The following is an 18,710-nucleotide window of genomic DNA, read 5'->3' as shown; positions in this document are numbered from 1 at the left end:
GCCGGATGCAGGAGCAAGCGGTTTTGCCTACTTTTCCCAAGAGAAAAGTAGGCCGCCGTAAAGGCGGAAGGGGCCGGTAGCGTCACCACATGCAATGGATAAGCTCGCAAGCCCAAGCCCAAGCCCAAGCCCAAGCCCAAGGACCATAGCCCCCAGGATTCCGTGAAGAACCAAACAAAAAGCCCGGGCCTTCCCCGCACGGCATGGCCCAGGCAAAAAGGCATCCGCTCGGCAGCGTGGTTGACGCGGCCTGGGCGGACAAATGGAAATCGGCAGGTACTCACCAGAACTTCCAGGTATAGGAAGTGCCCAGTCGATACTCGTTGTAGTCATTGCCGTAGTGCTGCTGGGTATGCAGGTTGCGCAGGTCGAAGGCGAGGCTCTTCAACGGCCCGCTCTGCACGACGTAGCTCAGCACGATGTCGCGCTCGCTTTCCTGCTCGCGGGCAAGACCTCGGCCGCGATCGATATCGGTGCCCTTGATGTAACGGGTGAAGAAGTTCAGCCCGGGCACGCCCAGGGCGGCGAAGTTGTAGCCGTAGCGCACCGACCAGCTGCGCTCGTCAGGGCGAATGAAGGGCAGCCCGGCCCAGTTGGGCAGGTACAACTGCGGTACATAGCCGTTGAGGGTGGGGAACACCGTGTCGCCGGTCATGCGCTGGTAGCTGGCACCGATCAGGTGGCCGCTTTTCTCCAGGGTCAGCAGACCAAAGTAGGCACGGTTGTCGACCTCACCGCTACGGGCGTTGCCGTCGTCACGGTTGTCGAAGTAGCCGATGTGGGTTTTCAGCAGGTAACCGTCGGCGAACTTCAGGGCGTGCTTGAAGCCGCCGTAGTCCTGCTTGTAGATGTCGTTGAGCACGCCATGGAAGTAGCTGGCCTGCAGGTCCGGCGTCAGCGCATAGGTAGCGCCGAAGAAGTCCAGGCCTTCGCTGTCCAGGCTGTCGGAGGTGCCTTGGCGGTACAGGCGTTCATGGTTGGAAGACTCGCGGCTGACGATCGACCAGAACCGCCCACCGACCAGTTGCAGGCGCTCGATGTCTCGCGACTCGATGACGGCGCCCTGGTAGATGGTGTCGAGCAGACGACTGGGGTCGTTGGAGGCGACCGGGTAGTTGGGCCGCTGGTCACCGATCTTCAGCTCGGTGCTTTGGTACTTGAGCTTGAAGGTTGCCCCGGCACGGCTGTACTCGGGGGCCGTCTGTTGCTGGTGCTTGCTGAAGGGCAGCGAGCCATCGTTACCGGTGGAGTCCAGGCGCACGCCTACTTGACCGTCAAGGTCCAGGCCCAGGGCCAGCGGCGTGTCGGTGTAGCCGGATTGAAACTGCAGGTCGAATCCTTGCGACCAGTTGCCGACCTTGGAAACCGGCGCTCCCGGGTTGGTGAAGTTGCGGTCCAGGAACAGGTTCCTGGCGCTCAGCTGGAGGTGGCTGTCATCGACGATGTCGGCCTGCCCTGTCAGCGGCAGTGCCGTGCCGATGCACAAGAGCAAGGGGGTCGCACCTAGCGGCCATTTGCGTTTCATGGGAAATCCTGTAGCAGCGGACAGGGCAACGGGCTGGCCGTCGATCAACCAGGCGGCATCGACCCGACCAGGCCCGTCGACCTGTCACGTGGTGGTGGTGTTTCAGGTATCAGCGGCAGGTGGGGCACAGGCGCTGCCGTTCAGGCAATGCCCTTCCCGCCTGCCCCAGGATCGTCAGTTCGCCTGCGGATGCTCGCGTTCCATGCTGGCCCGGAAGCACTGGCAACCCTTGAGCAGCAGCACGATTGCCAGCAGCGACGCGCCGACGCTGACGATCGACATCGACGAGCCCACCGCCAGTGGCGAGCCGAAATAGCGGTCGGTCAGCAAGGCCACTAGGGTAGTGCCCACGCCCAGGCCCAGCAGGTTGCTGACCAGCAGGAACAGCGCCGAGACCTGGGCGCGCACCTGGTTGGGCGAGAGGATCTGCATGGCTGCCGTGGAGGTCGGCATCGGGAAGGAGGCAAAGAACATCGCCGGTACCAGTAACGCCACCGACAACCACAGCTGATCGACCTGGGAGTACAGCACGGCAGGCACGATCATCCCGACGGCGCCAATCAGCCCGGTGCGCATCGGCGCATCGGTACGGCCACGCTTGGCCAGGTGGTCGGTCAACCAGCCGCCACACACCACGCCGGTGGTATTGGCCAGCAACATGACGGTGCCGAGCATGAAACCGGCCTGCTCCGGGCTCAGGCCGAACTTGCGGATGTACAGCGCAGGCGTCCAGCTCATCATGCAGTACAGGGCCATGGCGTAGAACGAAAAGCCCAGGTAGTGGCAGGCAAAGGTCTTCCGGTGGCGCCCGATGAAGCGCAGGCCGTCGGACAGGCGGACCTTTTTCGGCTGTCCGTCGGCATCCCGTTGCACGCCCTTGCGCTCAGGATTGCGCACCGTCAGCCAGACCAGCAAGCCGACGATCACCCCGGGCAGCCCGACGATGAAGAACGCCAGTTGCCAGGTCTTGATCACCCCCAGTACGGCCACCTCGATGGTAGCGCTGCCCTTGAGCATGGCGATCACATAGCCGCCGACCAGGAAGGCGATCCCGCCGCCGACGAAGGAGCCGACCGAGTAGATGCCCACGGCCCGCCCGAGCTTTTCCCGGGGGAACATGTCGCTGAACATCGAATAGGCCGAAGGCGACAAGGCCGCCTCACCGACACCGACGCCGATGCGCGCCAGGAACATCTGCAGGAAATTCTTGCTGAAGCCGCAGGCAGCGGTGGCCAGGCTCCAGAACACCACGCCGATGGCGATGATCCGCGGCCGCGAGAAACGGTCGGCCAGGTAGGCGATCGGCATGCCCATAAAGGCGTAGAACAACGAGAATGCCAGGCCGTGCAGGAGACTGAACTGGGTATCGGTCAGGTTCAGGTCGGCCTTGATCGGCTCGATCATCAGGGCGAGGATCTGCCGGTCGACGAAGGAGAAGATGTACGCCACCATGCACAGCATGACCACATACCATTCATAGGCATAGCGCTGTTTCGCTTGTTCGAGTTGTTGCGGTTTGACCTGAGTGTTCATGGACCTGTGGTTCCTGATTGGACAGCCTGGATAGCTCCCGCGCGTGACCGGACAGGCTCAGCCTTGCCGGGACATTCGGGAGGTAGTGGGAAAAGGCAGTGACCTGTCAGAAACAGGCGGACACGAACAGACGCGCAGACGTGGATTCACGCATGACCAAGTGCCTTTGTTGTTATTGGATTGGCGTAGAGGGCAACAAAGAGGAGTGGAGCGCTGAGCAATGGCGCTGCCGGCGATGGCAGGCAGCGCACGCTTCAGTAGCCGGCTTCGCAGCCCGGCCTGTCAGACTTCCTGCAGAGCGCGGGGACGGTGGCTGCGCGCTTGTGCCTGCGGAGTGTCGGCGGCCTGCAACTGGAAGTCGAACGCCAGGGTCGCGAAGCGCTCGCCTTCGACCCCGCGGTCGCGGGCTGCAGCGGCGTCGGTGACAAACTGCAGGTCGCCGACCAGGCCGTCGCGGGTGGCATAGGCGAAGTCGTCCCACAGGTACTTGTCACCGGCCAGGTTGATCTGGGTGGTCAGGTGACGATAGCCCGGTGCCGAGATGAAGAAGTGGATGTGCGCCGGACGATTGCCATGGCGGCCCAGCAGGTTGAGCGCCTCCTGGGTGGTGCCTGCCGGCGGGCAACCGTAGCCGTTCGGCACGATGCTGCGGGCGCGGTAGCAGCCCTGGGCGTCGGTAATGACGCGACGGCGCAGGTTGAACGCGGACTGGGTGGTATCGAAGTACGAGTAGCTGCCTTGGGTGTTGGCGTGCCACAGATCGACCATGGCGCCCGCCAGCGGTTTGCCGTCGGCATCCAGCACCCGGCCCTGGAGGAACATCACCGTACCCGGATCGGTACCGTCGTCCATGCGGGTTTCGCCCTCACTCAACGGGGCGCCGGCAACGTACAGCGGGCCTTCGATGGTACGCGGGGTGCCGCCGGTCAGGCCGGCCTCGGCGTCCCTGGCGTCCTGCAGCAGGTCGAGGAAGTGCTCGATACCCAGGCCGGCCACCAGCAAGCCGGCCTCGTTACCCTTGCCCATGCGGTTGAGGTAGTCCACGGCCTTCCAGAACTCGTCATCGGTGATCTGCAGGTCTTCGACCAGCCGGGCGACATCGCCGAGCAGGCGCAGGATGATCTGCTTGAACCTCGGGCTGCCCTGGTCATTGCCAAGGCCTGCGACTTGCTCGAAGAACGCTTTGACTTCGGCGGTTTGGGAAATGGTCACGGTCATTTGGATTACCTCGAATTATTGTTGTCAGGTAGTTGCCAGGCTTGCCCGGCGGTCAACGGTCGTCGGCGTGGATGGATGACGGGTGACGGCACAGCCCGTCGACCTCGATGTCCATGTAGGGGAACAGCGGCAGTTGCATCAAGGTGTCGTGCAGGGCCTCGACGCTGGCAACGTCGAAGACGCTGTAGTTGGCGTAATGCCCGGCGATGCGCCACAGGTGGCGCCAGGTGCCCTCGCGCTGCAGGCGCTGGGCCAGTTCCTTCTCGTCGGCCTTGAGCTTCGCGGCCCGGGCCGGGTCCATGTCGACCGGCAACTTCACGGTCATCTTCACGTGGAACAGCATGGTCTCTCTCCTTGCATCGAGTCAGGTTCAGCGGCGGGCGAAACGGGCCAGGCGCGTTTCATCCAGGGTCAGGCCCAAGCCTGGCGTATGCGGTACATGAAGCTGGAAGTCGCGGTACTCCGGGGCCCGGGTCACGACGTCCTCGGTCAGCAGCAGCGGCCCGAACAACTCGGTGCCCCAGGTCAGCTGACGCAGGGTCAGGAAGGCATGGGCGCTGGCCAGGGTGCCGACCGCGCCCTCGAGCATGGTCCCGCCGTACAAGGCGATACCGGCGGCCTCGGCGATCTGCGCGGTACGCAGCACGGCCCGGGGGCCGCCGTTCTTGGCAATCTTCAGGGCGAAGATGCTGGCCGCGCCGTCGGCCGCCAGGCTGAAGGCATCCTCGACGCTCTCGATCGACTCATCGGCCATGATCGGTGCCGGACTGCGCTGGTTGAGGCGCACCTGGCCGCTGCGGTTGATCCGCGAGATCGGCTGTTCGATCAGGTCGATGCCGTTGTCGCCCAGCACCCGGCACGCGCGGATGGCCTGGGACTCGTCCCAGTACTGGTTGACGTCGACCCGCACGCTGGCCCGTTCGCCCAGTTCTCGCTTGATCGCGATGACATGCTTGAGGTCCTGTTCCAGCGGGTTGGCGCCGATCTTCAGCTTGAACAGCCGGTGTCGGCGGATTTCCAGCATATGCTCGGCTTCGGCGATATCCCGGGCGGTGTCGCCGCTGGCCAGGGTCCAGGCCACTTCCAGGCTGTCGCGCACCCGCCCGCCGAGCAGTTCGCTGACCGGCAGCCCCAGGCGTTTGCCCTGGGCATCGAGCAAGGCGCTCTCGATGGCGGACTTGGCGAAGGTGTTGCCCTTGGCCAGCTTGTCGAGCTTGAGCATCGCGGCGTTGATATTGTCGGCCGGCATGCCGACCAGTGCCGGGGCCAGGTGTGCATCGATATTGGTCTTGATCCCCTCGGGGCTTTCGTACCCGTAGGCCAGGCCGCCGATGGTGGTGGCCTCGCCAATGCCCTCTACCCCGTCGCTGCAGCGCAGGCGCAGGATCACCAGGGTTTGCTGCTGCATGGTGTGCATGGCCAGCTTGTGCGGGCGGATCGTCGGCAGGTCGACGATCAGTGCCTCCAGGCGTTCGATTACAGCGTTTGTCATTGTTCGACTGTCCCGTCAATGCAGGTCGCAGGTGGCTGACCCGAGACCCAAGATTTACTTGATTTTTCAAGCATTGCGCGAGACCCTGAGCGCCGTCCAATATCAAATTTGTCTGCCACCATACCCGGGAGGTCTGATGGAGCTGCGTCACCTTCGCTACTTCAAGGTCCTGGCCGAGACCCTCAATTTCACCCGCGCGGCCGAGGTGCTGCACATGGCCCAGCCGCCGTTGAGCCGACAGATCGGGCAGCTCGAAGAGGAGCTGGGCGCACTGTTGGTGATTCGCGAACGGCCACTGCAACTGACCGAGGCCGGGCGCTTTTTCTACGAACAGATCTGCCCACTGCTCGAGCAGTTGCAGAGCATCGGCGAAAACACCCGGCGCATCAGCCAGAAGAAGCGCCAATGGCTCGGGATCGGCTTCGCCCCTTCGACCCTGTACGCGGTGTTGCCGGAGCTGATCCGCGAGCTGCGCCGCGACGGGGAACTGGAGCTTGGCTTGAGCGAAATGACCACCCTGCAACAGGTCGAAGCGCTGAAAAACGGCCGGATCGATATCGCCTTCGGCCGGCTGCGAATCGACGACCCGGCCATCCTCCAGCAAGTGCTGCGCGAAGATCCGCTGGTTGCGGTCCTGCCCAGCGGCCATCCGCTGGTCGGACAAGCCCTGACGCTGGCGCAACTGGCCAATGAACCGTTCGTCCTCTACCCGGCCAGACCGCGGCCAAGCTACGCCGATCACGTGCTTGGCCTGTTCGCCCAGCACGGCATGAGCATCACGGTGAGCCAGTGGGCCAACGAACTGCAGACGGCGATTGGCCTGGTAGCCGCCGGCCTGGGCGTCACCCTGGTGCCGGCGTCGGTCCAGCAACAGCATCGCACCGATACCGAGTACGTCGCCCTGCTCGACTCCAGTGCCGTCAGCCCGATCATCCTCAGTCGACGCAAGGGCGATATGACACCGGTGGTCCAGCACTGCCTGGCACTGATTGCCCAGGTGACCTCCTGAGCGCAGCGGCCCCCGTGCTTGCCGGCTGGTAATGCTGGCTTCACCTGCGGCCCTTCGCTTGCATCACCGGGCATCTTCAGACTTCGTTAAGAAATGCCCCGGATACTCCTCCCAGTGCTATTGCGGGAGGCAATCCACCCATGCCCGATTTCGACTGGAACATCCCTTTGCCCCTGTGCTTCGGCCAGGCCGGCACACCACCGCTGATCCTGGCCGGCGCAGGCCCCGGGGACCCGCTGCGAGCGCCTTTCGAAGCCTTCATTGCGCAACGCTTTCGCAAGGCGCACGACGCCGAGATCCGCCATTTCATGCCGCAGCTGCTGGGCATGAGCACAACCGACGGTCAGCTCTGCGCCGTCGCCGGGGTGCGCCGGGCAGCTGACGAAGCGCTGTTCCTGGAACGCTACCTGGACCAACCCATCGAGCCGCTGATCAGCGCCACGGCCGGCTACCCGGTACAGCGCAGCAGCATTATCGAAGTCGGCAACCTGGCCGCCAGCGACACCGGCAATGCCCGGCTGAGCATCGTCGCCCTCACCTGCCTGCTGGCCATGGGCGGCCTGGAATGGGTGGCGTTCACCGGCAACATCGGCCTGGTCAACAGCTTTCACCGCCTGGGGCTCAAGCCGATAACCCTGTGCGCCGCCGATCCGGCGCGCCTGGGTGACGATCGCTACAGTTGGGGCAGCTATTACCAAAGCCGGCCCTGGGTACACGTGGGCAACATCCGCGCAGGCTTCGTGCACTTGCGCAACACGGGTCTGTTCAGCCGCCTGGGCCTGCCGTCATCCGCCGAGGGCAGCAGCCATGTCGCCTGAGGTGCAACGCTTCGAGCAGGTCCTGCGCAGCCACGGCGAGCGCACGCCCCAGGCCATCGCCCTGTGGGGCGACGGGCTGAAAATCGACTACGCCACCCTGTGTGCCGAAGTCAGCGAGCGCCAGCAATGCCTGCGCAAGGAACAGGTGCAGGTCGTCGCCCTGGCCCTGGACAACGGCAGCGAGGCCATGCTCTGGGACCTGGCCGCGCTGTTCGAAGGCCTGGCCTGCGTGACCCTGCCGCCCTTCTTCAGCCCGGCACAACGGGCCCACTGCCTGCAACAGAGCCAGGCGGCCAGGGTGATTGCCGAGCCACAACTGGGCGCCGAGTTGAGTGCGGCAGGCTATGAACAACGCGGCAGGTTCTGGTGCCGCACTTTCAGCGAGCCGGGCCGGATGCCCGGCGGCACCGCCAAGCTGACCTTCACCTCCGGCACCACCGGCACGCCCAAGGGCGTATGCCTGAGCGCCGACAGCCTGCTGCGGGTCGCGCGGGAGCTGGATAACGCCAGCAAACCCTGCGCGCCGCGCCACCACCTGGCGCTGTTGCCACTGGCGATCCTGCTGGAAAACCTGGGCTGCTATGCCGCGCTTTACGCGGGAGCCACCCTCAGTGTGCCCAGCCAGCAGACCCTCGGCATCCAGGGAGCCAGCGGCGTGCAGGTCGAGCCGTTGCTCGCCTGCCTGGCCAGCCGCGCACCCGAGAGCCTGATCCTGGTGCCGCAATTGTTGCAACTGCTGGTGGGCGCCGCCGAACAGCGGGCTTTCGACCCACGCTCGCTGCGCTTTGCCGCCGTCGGCGGTGCCCGCGTCTCGCTGGACTTGCTGCAACGTGCCGAGCGCGTCGGGTTGCCGGTCTACGAAGGCTATGGCCTGTCCGAATGCGCCTCGGTGGTGTGCCTCAACCGGCCCGGCGCCCGGCGCCCGGGCAGCGTCGGCCGGCCGCTACCGCACCTGCAGGTGAAACTGGCCGCGGATGGCGAAGTGCTGATCAAAGGGTCAACCCTGATCGGCTATCTGGGTGAAGCGCCGTTCACCGAGCAATGGTGGCCCAGCGGCGATCTCGGTGAGTTCGACCCGGAGGGCTTCCTCTACCTCAAGGGCCGCAAGAAACATCAGTTCGTCACCAGTTTCGGCCGCAACGTCAACCCGGAGTGGGTGGAGGCCGAACTCACCCAGCGCACCCACATCGCCCAGGCATTTGTGTATGGCGAGGCGCTGGCACGCAATCACGCGCTACTGTGGCCGCGCCGCGCCGACTGCTCCGACGCCGAGCTGGCCAGCGCCGTGGCCCAGGCCAACGAGGCATTGCCCGACTATGCCCGGGTCCACGACTGGACTCGCCTGGACCAACCCTTCTCGGTTGCCAACGGCCTGCTGACCGCCAATGGCCGCCCGCGCCGCGAAGCCATCCTCGCCCGCTTCCATGCCCGACTGACCGCATCCGCTGCCCCCAGGGAGTCTGCCTCATGACCTTTTTCGACACGCTGCAAGAAGCCACCCAGCAGGAACGCCACGAACTGTTCAACCTGCCGATCATCCTCGACGCGCTCGCCGGCAAGGTCAGCCTTGAGGGCTACCGGGCGTTCCTCGCCCAGGCCTACTACCACGTGCGCCACACGGTGCCGCTGATGATGGCCTGCGGCGCGCGCCTGCCGGCTCGCCTTGAATGGCTGCGCAAGGCGGTGTGCGAGTACATCGAGGAAGAGTACGGCCATGAACAGTGGGTGCTCAACGACATCGCCGCCTGCGGCGGTGACCGCAAAGCCGTGCGCGATGGCCAGCCTTCGTTGCCGATCGAGCTGATGGTGAGTTTTCTCTACGACCTGATCGCCCGGGGCAACCCGGTGGGCCTGTTCGGTATGGTCAACGTGCTCGAAGGCACCAGCATCGCCCTGGCCACCCATGCCGCGGGCAGCATCCGCACGCACCTGGCCCTGCCGCAGAGCGCCTTCAGCTACCTGGACTCCCACGGCGCGCTGGATATCGAGCATATGCAGACCTACCGCCAGCTGATGAACAAGCTCGACGACCCCGCCGACCAGGCCGCCGTGATCCATGCCGCGAAAGTGGTGTACCGGCTCTACACCGACATGTTCCGTGGCCTGCCGCGCCACTCGGAGGTTCAGCATGCAGCTGCATGAGGCCCGCGTGGTGCTGACCGGCGCCAGCGGTGGCATTGGCCTGGCCATCGCCAGTGCCCTGTGCGCCGCCGGTGCCCGGGTGGTGGCGGTGGCGCGGCACCAGGCGCCGCTGGCACCCTTGCTGGAACGCCATCCCCAGCACCTGTGCTGGGTGGCCGCCGACCTGACGCAGGCGGGCGACCGGCGCAAGGTACTGGCCGCCGCCCAGGCCCTGGGCGGCATCAACCTGCTGATCAACGCCGCCGGCATCAACCACTTCGCCATGCTCGAACAGCTCGACGACGCCGACATCGACGCCATGCTGGCGGTGAACATCGGCGCGCCGATCTGCCTGACCCGCCTGTTGCTGCCGCTGCTCAAGCAGGCCGACAGCGCCATGGTGGTCAATGTCGGCTCCACCTATGGCTCGATCGGCTACCCCGGCTATGCCAGCTACTGCGCCAGCAAGTTTGCCCTGCGCGGCTTTTCCGAAGCCCTGCGCCGGGAACTGGCCGATACCCGGGTCGGTGTCCTCTATGTCGCCCCAAGGGCCACCCGCACGCCGATGAACAGCCCGGCCGCCCAGGCCCTGAACGCAGCGCTGAACGCCAGCGTCGACGATCCCCAGGCGGTGGCCGATGCGGTCATCCAGGCCATTGCCGGCGACCGTCGCGACCTGTTCCTGGGCTGGCCGGAGCGCTTCTTCGTGCGCCTCAACAGCCTGCTGCCGAGCCTGGTGGACCGGGGCCTGCGCAAGCAGTTGCCGCTGATCCGCCACATCAGCCACAAGTCCAGCCACGAGCACCCCAAGCCATGAATAAAGTCCTCGCCTGCCTGTTGCTCGGTGCCTTGAGCCAGAGCGTCTGGGCCCTCGACAACGCCGACCAGCAACGGCTCAACGACATCCAGCAAAACTGGGCACACATACAATACGAGTTGCCGCAGCCGCAACGCGAAGACGCCTTCGCGCAACTGGCGACCCAGGCATCGAGGTTCACCCGCGATCGCCCCGCACTGGCCGAGGCCTGGATCTGGTCGGGCATTGTCACCAGCAGTTGGGCCGGTGCCCAGGGTGGGCTGGGCGCGCTGGGCAAGGTCAAGGACGCCAAGGCCGATCTTGAGAAGGCCCTGATCCTCGACCCGAACGCCTTGCAAGGCTCGGCCTATACCAGCCTCGGCGCACTGTACGACCAGGTGCCGGGCTGGCCGATCGGCTTCGGTGATGCCGACCGGGCCGAGCAACTGCTCAAGCAAGCCTTGCAGATCAATCCCGACGGCATCGACAGCCTGTACTTCTGGGGCGATCACCTGTACCGCCAGAAGCGCTACGCTGAAGCCAGGGCCGCCCTGCAAAAGGCACTGCACGCCGCGCCCCGGCAAGGACGGGAAAGCGCCGATGCTGGACGACGCAAGGATATTGCCGCATTACTGGTGGACGTCAACAAGCAGCTCGACTGACAGGTGGCCGTGTGCGTGTATTACTGATCGAAGATGACATCGGCCTGGGCGAAGGGATTCACCAGGCCCTGGGCCGCGAAGGCTACACGGTGGACTGGCTCAAGGACGGCAGCAGTGCCTTGCACGCCCTGCTCAGCGAATCCTTCGACCTGGCGGTACTGGACCTGGGCCTGCCACGCATGGACGGCCTGGATGTGCTGCGGCGCCTGCGCGACAGCGGTTCGAACCTGCCGGTGCTGATCCTCACCGCCCGCGATGCTACCGAAGACCGCATCGCCGGCCTGGATGCCGGGGCCGACGATTACCTGGTCAAACCCTTCGACCTGGCCGAACTCAAGGCCCGTCTGCGCGCCCTGCTGCGCCGCAGTGCCGGGCGTGCGCAACTGCTGATCGAGCATGCCGGCATCAGCCTCAATCCCGGTACCCAGCAGGTCAGCTACCAGGGCTTGCCGGTGGCCCTGACGCCCAAGGAGTACCAGCTGCTGCATGAACTGCTGTCGCCGCCAGGACGGGTCATGACCCGCGATCAATTGATGCAGTTGTTGTACGGCTGGAACGAAGAAGCCGAGAGCAACACCCTGGAAGTGCACATCCATCACCTGCGCAAGAAATTCTCCACCGACCTGATCCGCACCGTTCGCGGCGTGGGCTACCTGGTGGAGGAGCGTCGATGACATCGATCCGGCGCCGTACCCTGACCCTGATCATTGGCTTGATGCTGTTGGGGCTGGCGCTGATCGGTGGGCTCAACCTTCACGACAGCAATCACGAAATCACCGAGGTCTACGACGCCCAGCTGGCACAGAACGCGAGGCTGCTGCAGGGCGTCATGCGCATGCCGCTGGCCAGCAAGGAATACGCCGAACTCTACCAGGCCTTCAACACCGCCCTGGGCGAGGCCGTGCCCAGGGTCGACGGGCATCCCTACGAAAGCAAGATCGCCTTCCAGGTCTGGAGCCGCCAGGGCGAGGTGCTGGTGCATACGGCCAGCGCCCCGGCCTTGCACACGCCACCGGCCAAACCCGGCTTCAGCGATGTGGTGGATGTGCACAATCGCCATTGGCGCGCGTTCGTCCTGGAAGACAAGCACAACGGCCTGCGCATCTGGGTGGGCGAACGCGACGATGTGCGCGCCGACCTGGTCGAGCGCATCGTGCGCCACACCCTGTGGCCCAACGTGCTGGGCAGCCTGATCCTCGCGGCCATGGTCTGGCTGGCCATCGGCTGGGGCCTCAAACCGCTGGCGGACATGGCCGCAACCCTGCGCGCGCGCCACAGCGGCTCGCTCGAACCTCTGCAACTGACGCCCCTGCCCAGCGAACTGGAACCGATGCAGGCCGCGCTCAATCGCATGCTGGCGCAGATCCAGGAGGTGCTTGGCCGCGAGCGACGCTTTATCGCCGATGCCGCGCACGAACTGCGCACCCCGTTGGCGGTGCTCAAAGTCCATGCCCAGAACCTGATGGAAACCCAGTCGCAAGAAGCTCGGCGCGAGTCGCTGGAGCATCTGGTTGCCGGTGTCGACCGTGCCAGCCGGCTGGTCAACCAGCTCCTGACCATGGCCCGCATCGAACCGCAGTCAGCGGTGCCCAGGGCCTCGGCCATCGATCTGGCCGCGACCGTGCGCGACAGCCTGGCGCAACTGACGCCCTGGCTGTTGAGCCAGGGCCTGGAGCTGGCATTCGAGGCGGGCGACGCCCCAAGTCCCGCCAGGCTCGACCCCACCGCCATCAACATTGCCTTGAACAACCTGGTGAGCAACGCGGCCGCCTTCTCCCCGGCCCACGGACTGATCAGCGTGCGCCTGGCCCGCCACGGCGAGCATTACCGGCTGACGATCGAAGACCAGGGCCCGGGCATCGACGAGGCCGAGCAAGGCCGGCTGCTGGAACGCTTCTACAGCCGCGGCAATGACCAGGGGGCCGGACTGGGGCTGGCCATCGTCAAAGCCATTGCCGATCGACTGGGCGGCCAGATCCGCCTGGAGAACCGCCCCCAGGGCGGCCTGCGCGCCACCCTGGAACTGCCCGCCGCCTAGCCCGCTGGCAGCACCTTAAAAACACCCACACAAAGAGGGGGATTGGCAGGCTATACCGCCCACCGATAACGGGGAACTGCCCCCAGCCTGGATCCAATCTTCCCCCACCGCACCCCCTCATCAAAAATAAATCACTTATCAATCAGTGCCTTACATCTATTTTCAGACAATCAAGGGAGTTGGATCCGTTTTTGCTTGATGCGCAATAGAAGTGGCCATTTGATATTTCCGAGCGCAGCCCACTGCGCCAGCCAACACGGCATCGAGCGAGGTAAACGCTATGCACATTCCTCCTTCACCCCTTGGCCTGTTCCGGCGTACAGGCATCGCCTCCGCGCTGCTGGTCGTCCTCGGTGCCAGCACGACCAGTGCGGCGCCGATCGACGACACCAGCCAGCCGCCACCGACCGACCCCTCGGCCTACACCCCCGCGCCCACCGACCCGCTGGCCATCCAGGCCGCGCTGGACGCGCTCAAGTCGCTGCCCGAAGGCAACCACGGGTCGCTCGCGCTGCCCAACGGCGCCTATGGCGACAGAACCACGCCGCGCACGGAAAACGTCCTGCAGCCGGCCCAGCAGACCTCGTTCAACTACCCCACCAATGGCCTGGCCAGCCCCTTGTTCGGTGCCCAGCCCTTTACCCAGCAGATGCTGCTGTACGAAGAATTCGGCATGGAAAAACTCGACCCGACGGTGGAAGCCGGTACCATCCCCTTCCCGGTCCCGACCTTGGGTGCGGCGCCCGAGCAGGACCCCAACAACGTCGCCCGCAGCGGCCCCGCCAGTGCCGCCCTGGACGCCTTCCTGCGCCAACCGGGGCTGTCGCCCTTCCCTACGCAGTATTCCAACGTCCTCGACCGCAACCCCTGGAAGGCGCAGATCGAAGCCTTCCTCAACCGCCACCCGGTGGGCTCGCCCGCAGAAGGACGGCCACCAGGAAAAGGCTGGTCGCATCAACGCTGGAACGAGTTTTACCCCCAGGCCGCGGTGAAGACCGCGCAGGCCGGCGCGCGGGTCAACCAGGGGCTGCGCGACAGCAAGCAGATGCATGGCTACAGCAAGGGCGAGTTCGGTCCCGGCGGGCTCTATCACAACACCGCAGGCCTCACCGCCACCCAGGGGACGACCAAGGGCATCGGCATCCGCCTGCACCCCAACATGCCGATCCAGAACCACAACTCGGTGTGGACCTTCGATGGTACGTTGCCGCCCAAGCTGATGATGGCCCGTTACGGCCAACCCGTCCTGCTGCGTCACTACAACGCCCTGCCGATCGATCCGGCGGCCAATGGAGGCTTCGGCCTGCACACCCTCAGCACCCACGAGCACAACGGCCATAACCCGGCCGAAAGCGATGGCTACACCAACGCCTTCTTCTTTCCCGGGCAGTACTACGACTACCGCTGGCCGCTGCAACTGGCCGGCTACGACTCGATCAACACTGCCGCCCAGGACCCACGGGCGGCGTTCCCCTGCAACCCGGGGGAAACCCTCTGGGTCAACGACCGCACCCCGGGGCTCAAGACCTGCGAGAACGGCAGCATCAAGGTGCGCGGCGACTGGCGCGAGACCATGAGCACCCACTGGTTCCACGACCACATGCTCGACTTCACCGCCCACAACGTCTACAAGGGCAACGCGGCGATGATGAACTACTACAGCGCCCTGGACCGTGGCAACGAGGCGCTGGAGGACGGCGTCAACCTGCGCCTGCCCAGCGGTTCGGCGCTGCCGTGGGGCAACCGCGACTATGACGTCAACCTGACCTTTGCCGACAAGGCCTGGGACCAGAGCGGCCAGTTGTGGTTCAACCCCTTCAACATCGACGGCTTCCTCGGCGACCAGATGACGGTCAACTGGCTGTACAAACCTTATTTCGACGTCCGTGCGCGCAGCTATCGCTTGCGTATCCTCAATGGCTCGGTGTCGCGTTACTTCAAGATCGCCGTGGTCCGCGAAATCGCCGGCAATGGTGGCGAGTTCCCCGGGCCCAAGGGTTCCGGGGTGTCCTATGCCCGGGTGCCGTTCCACATGGTCGCCAACGACGGCAACATCATGGAACACGCCATTCCGTTCGACGGCAGCATGGACCTCAACGGCAACGGCGATACCCGCGACGACAACGGCATCCTGCCGACCATGTCGATCGCCGAGCGCTACGACATCATCATCAACTTCGGCAAGAACGGGATCAAAGCCGGGGACAAGATCTTCTTCGTCAACCTCATGGAGCACGACACCGGCAAGGGCCCGAGCAAGGACGCCATTGCGTTGGCCGACGTGCTCTCGGAAAAATACAAGGCGGTGGTCGACCAGACCAGCAAAGGCCCGAGGTGGCGCGACGGCGACCCGGTGGTCGGCAAGTTCCTGCAGTTCAACGTCAAGGCCTACACCGGCCAGGACCTGGCCATGGACCCGGCCGCCTATGAACCGGCCAAGCCCGGCAAGGCCGCCGGCAAGTCGATGATCCCGCTGACCCTCGACCGCAATGATCCGACCATGCAGGCCAAGCTCAAGCAGGCACGTCAGCGCAGCTTCGAGTTCGGGCGCTCCGACGGCACCGACACCCAACCCTGGACGATCAAGACCGACGGTGGCTTTGGTTACGCCATGGACCCACGACGGATCACCGCCGCGCCACAGCTGGCCAGCGGCCCGACCGATGCTGGCTACAACGGCGAAGGCACCCTGGAAGTGTGGAAGATCAAGAACGGCGGCAACGGCTGGAGCCACCCGGTGCACGTGCACTTCGAGGAAGGCATCATCCTCAACCGCGACGGCAAGGCGCCGCCGGAGTGGGAAAAATGGTCGCGCAAGGACCTCTATCGGGTCGGGCCGGAAGTGGACAGCTCCGAAGAGGTGGAAATGGCGATCCGTTTCCGCGAGTTCGCCGGTACCTTCATGGAGCACTGCCACAACACCCAGCATGAAGACAACTCCATGCTGCTGCGCTTCGACCTTGAGAACCCTGGCCAGCTCGAACTGATGCCGTCACCCATGCCAACCTGGGATGGCGTCGGCTATATCAGCTCCGCCGCACTGCCAGGCGCGCGGCAAGACAACGGCGAAGACCCGGGCAATGGCGAGGATGACAACAAGTTGCCGGTGGCCAATGACGACAGCGGTGCCACCAAGGCCGGTGTGCCGGTCACCCTCAGCGTCCTGGCCAACGACAGCGACCCGGATGGCGACCTGCCGCTGTCGGTGGTCAGCCTCGGCCAGCCGGACTCCGGCCACGGCAGCGTCAGCAGCGACGGCACGCGGGTGACCTTCACCCCGCCGGCGACGGTCAGCGAAGCCTACACCGCGGTGTTCGAGTACAAGGTCAAGGATGCCCGCGGGGCCGTGTCGGAATCGGCGGCCAACGTGCGCATTGCCGTCACGCCGGCGCTGGTCGAGGTCGACTACAACCTCAAGGCCAGCGTGGCGACCGTCACCGTGCGCAGCAACAACCGTTATGCCTGGGAGCTGGCCGGCACCAGTTCGCTGAAAGCCGGTGCCACCCTCACCATCACCGCAGCGACCACCAGCGGACCCCTGACCCTGGGTACTGCAACGGTGATGACCGGCGGTAACTGGCGCCTGTCGGCCAGCACCACCGGCAGCGGGCCGGCGGCAAACCCGACGGTGACGATCAAGCCGGCAGACGGCAAGCCGCTCACCGTGGCACTCACGGTCCGTTGACCCCGTCCCCTCCTGTCCAGGCCGGCACCATCGCCTGGACAGGAGGCCTTGAGGAGGAAAAGACATGGCCTGGAACACGCGCACAACCTTCAGTCGTCTGCTGCTGTTGCTGGCCCTGGGCAGCGCGCACTGGCCACTGGCGAGCGCCAGTGAAAGCGCCCCCGACCAGCAATGGGGGCAGAACTACTTTCCCAACACCACCCTGATCAACCAGGACGGGCAATCGGTGCGTTTTTTCGACGACCTGATCAAGGACAAGGTGGTCGCGATCAACTTCATCTTCACCCGCTGTACCGATTCCTGCCCGCTGGAAACCGCGCGCCTCAAGCAGGTGCAGAAACTGCTGGGCGAGCGGGTGGGCCAAGATGTGTTCTTTTATTCGATCAGCATCGATCCGGAAGCTGACACGCCGGAGGTGCTCAAGGAGTACGCAGGGAAATTCAAGGTCGGCCCCGGCTGGCAGTTCCTCACCGGCAACAAGGACGAAATCACCTTGCTGCGGCAAAAGCTCGGGCTGTTCATCAAGGGCGTCGACGATGGCCCGACCAAGGACCATAACCTCAGCCTGATCATCGGCAACCAGGCCACCGGCCGCTGGATGAAGGCCTCGCCCATGGAAAACCCCTACGTGCTGGCCGACCGGCTGGGCAAGAGCCTGCACAACTGGAAGCTGGCCACAACCGACACCAACGCCATGGCCGCCGCGCCGGTCATACGTCCGCCCAGCACCGGCGAGCAGATCTACCGCACACGCTGCTCCTCCTGCCACACCCTGGGCGACACCGAGCATGCCGGCGCGCGCAGCATCGGCCCGGACCTGCTGGGGGTGACGCGCCAGCGCGACCCGGCCTGGCTCAGCCGCTGGATCCGCGAGCCCGACCGCATGCTGGCCGAACAGGAGCCCCTGGCGATGCAGTTGTTCGAGCAGTACAACCGCCTGGCCATGCCCAACCTGCGTCTGGGCGAAGTCGAAGTCGCCGCGGTGCTGACCTACCTGAACGAAGAGACCGAGCGTTTGCAGCCGATGGCTGCCAATGATCAGAAAAACAACAACCGTACGGTTAACTGAAGAAGGAACTGGCCCATGACTTCCCGTTTCCTGGTGTTTACCGCCCTGCTCCTTGGCGCAGCCCAAAGTTTTGCCCATGACTACAGCGTTGGCGATCTGCTGATCACCCAGCCCTGGTCCCGTGAGCTGCCGGCCGAGTTGCCCGGCGGCTCGGCGTACTTCACCGTGGTCAACCAGGGCAGCCAGGCCGACCGCCTGGTCCGGGTCAGCAGCCCGCGGGCGCAACAGGCCGAACTGCACAGCCAGGCGGCCAGCGACGGCATGATGAGCATGCAGCATGCGCATGCGATGGAGATTCCGGCCAACAGCGAAGTCACCTTCCAGCCCGGAGCCAACCATGTGATGTTGACGGGCATGGAACAGCCGCTCAAGGCTGGGGAGCAGTTTGCGATGACCCTGGAGTTCGAAAAGGCTGGCGCGGTTGAGGTGATGGTTGATGTCGGACCGGTCGAAGCCCAGGCCGCCCATGTGCATTGATGTGGGAGCAACTTTCGTTGTGGGAGCCGGCAAAGCCCAGGGCCAGCCCAGACAACCGGGGATGGCGACCGCTGCGCGGTCAATCGCAGGCTTCGCCAGCTCCCACAGTCGTCATGGGTGTGCATGAGTGTTTGTGGGAGCTGCCGCCAGGCTGCGATCGGCCGTGAAACGGCCGCAAAACCTGTCGACGCAATGCCTTCAGACCCACCGAGCTGAGCCGATTGCGACTGCTGCGCAGCCGATCGCAGGCTGCGCCAGCTCCCACAA

The 18,710-nt window shown here is 65.1% G+C and carries 16 protein-coding genes; 11 read left to right on the top strand and 5 right to left on the bottom strand.

Features of this window, described 5'->3' with window-relative positions; translation table 11 throughout:
- Positions 1 to 280: 280 nt before the first annotated feature.
- The 5 genes from M2D63_RS24675 to M2D63_RS24655 all read right to left on the bottom strand — a co-directional run bounded on the left by M2D63_RS24675 (position 281) and on the right by M2D63_RS24655 (position 5,768).
- On the bottom strand, positions 281 to 1,525 hold the full coding sequence (locus M2D63_RS24675) for an OprD family outer membrane porin (protein ID WP_285865717.1): 1,245 nt from the start codon (positions 1,523 to 1,525) through the stop codon (positions 281 to 283).
- A gap of 174 nt (positions 1,526 to 1,699) precedes the next feature.
- Positions 1,700 to 3,058, bottom strand: a complete 1,359-nt coding sequence (locus tag M2D63_RS24670; RefSeq protein ID WP_285865715.1) for an MFS transporter — start codon at positions 3,056 to 3,058, stop codon at positions 1,700 to 1,702.
- Positions 3,059 to 3,340: 282 nt separating this feature from the next.
- On the bottom strand, positions 3,341 to 4,276 hold the full coding sequence (gene catA, locus M2D63_RS24665; RefSeq protein ID WP_285865713.1) for a catechol 1,2-dioxygenase: 936 nt from the start codon (positions 4,274 to 4,276) through the stop codon (positions 3,341 to 3,343).
- A 52-nt stretch (positions 4,277 to 4,328) separates the two neighbouring features.
- Entirely contained in the window at positions 4,329 to 4,619 is a 291-nt protein-coding gene (gene catC, locus M2D63_RS24660) for a muconolactone Delta-isomerase (RefSeq protein ID WP_285865712.1), read from the bottom strand.
- Between the two features lie 27 nt (positions 4,620 to 4,646).
- Positions 4,647 to 5,768, bottom strand: a complete 1,122-nt coding sequence (locus M2D63_RS24655; protein ID WP_285865711.1) for a muconate cycloisomerase family protein — start codon at positions 5,766 to 5,768, stop codon at positions 4,647 to 4,649.
- A gap of 136 nt (positions 5,769 to 5,904) precedes the next feature.
- Between M2D63_RS24655 and M2D63_RS24650 the strand changes: the two genes are divergently transcribed.
- The 11 genes from M2D63_RS24650 to M2D63_RS24600 all read left to right on the top strand — a co-directional run bounded on the left by M2D63_RS24650 (position 5,905) and on the right by M2D63_RS24600 (position 18,443).
- Positions 5,905 to 6,777: a LysR family transcriptional regulator gene (locus M2D63_RS24650; RefSeq protein ID WP_285865710.1), complete on the top strand. Its 873-nt coding sequence runs from the start codon at positions 5,905 to 5,907 to the stop codon at positions 6,775 to 6,777.
- A 140-nt stretch (positions 6,778 to 6,917) separates the two neighbouring features.
- Positions 6,918 to 7,595: a thermostable hemolysin gene (locus M2D63_RS24645; RefSeq protein ID WP_285865707.1), complete on the top strand. Its 678-nt coding sequence runs from the start codon at positions 6,918 to 6,920 to the stop codon at positions 7,593 to 7,595.
- On the top strand, positions 7,585 to 9,066 hold the full coding sequence (locus M2D63_RS24640; protein WP_285865705.1) for an AMP-binding protein: 1,482 nt from the start codon (positions 7,585 to 7,587) through the stop codon (positions 9,064 to 9,066). The genes M2D63_RS24645 and M2D63_RS24640 overlap by 11 nt, the downstream gene beginning before the upstream one ends.
- A complete protein-coding gene (locus M2D63_RS24635; protein WP_285865703.1) occupies positions 9,063 to 9,737 on the top strand; it encodes a TenA family transcriptional regulator in 675 nt (224 codons plus the stop codon). The genes M2D63_RS24640 and M2D63_RS24635 overlap by 4 nt, the downstream gene beginning before the upstream one ends.
- Entirely contained in the window at positions 9,724 to 10,533 is an 810-nt protein-coding gene (locus tag M2D63_RS24630; protein ID WP_285865702.1) for an SDR family oxidoreductase, read from the top strand. Before M2D63_RS24635 ends, M2D63_RS24630 begins: the two co-directional genes overlap by 14 nt.
- Positions 10,530 to 11,174, top strand: coding sequence for a tetratricopeptide repeat protein (locus M2D63_RS24625; RefSeq protein ID WP_285865701.1), 645 nt, complete (start codon positions 10,530 to 10,532; stop codon positions 11,172 to 11,174). The genes M2D63_RS24630 and M2D63_RS24625 overlap by 4 nt, the downstream gene beginning before the upstream one ends.
- 11 nt (positions 11,175 to 11,185) lie before the next feature.
- Positions 11,186 to 11,848, top strand: coding sequence for a response regulator (locus M2D63_RS24620; protein ID WP_285865699.1), 663 nt, complete (start codon positions 11,186 to 11,188; stop codon positions 11,846 to 11,848).
- A complete protein-coding gene (locus M2D63_RS24615) occupies positions 11,845 to 13,212 on the top strand; it encodes an ATP-binding protein (RefSeq protein WP_285865698.1) in 1,368 nt (455 codons plus the stop codon). The genes M2D63_RS24620 and M2D63_RS24615 overlap by 4 nt, the downstream gene beginning before the upstream one ends.
- Positions 13,213 to 13,492: 280 nt before the next feature.
- Positions 13,493 to 16,897 (top strand): Ig-like domain-containing protein, encoded by a 3,405-nt coding sequence (locus tag M2D63_RS24610; RefSeq protein ID WP_285865697.1) that lies wholly within the window; start codon positions 13,493 to 13,495, stop codon positions 16,895 to 16,897.
- A 64-nt stretch (positions 16,898 to 16,961) separates the two neighbouring features.
- Complete coding sequence (locus tag M2D63_RS24605) at positions 16,962 to 17,966, top strand: SCO family protein (RefSeq protein WP_285865695.1); 1,005 nt, start codon at positions 16,962 to 16,964, stop codon at positions 17,964 to 17,966.
- Positions 17,967 to 17,981: 15 nt separating this feature from the next.
- Positions 17,982 to 18,443, top strand: coding sequence for a copper chaperone PCu(A)C (locus M2D63_RS24600; RefSeq protein WP_285865694.1), 462 nt, complete (start codon positions 17,982 to 17,984; stop codon positions 18,441 to 18,443).
- The last annotated feature ends 267 nt before the right edge of the window (positions 18,444 to 18,710 follow it).

This window comes from Pseudomonas sp. BJa5, assembly GCF_030272875.2.
Classification (GTDB): domain Bacteria; phylum Pseudomonadota; class Gammaproteobacteria; order Pseudomonadales; family Pseudomonadaceae; genus Aquipseudomonas.
This window is presented reverse-complemented; position numbering and strand designations above follow the sequence as displayed.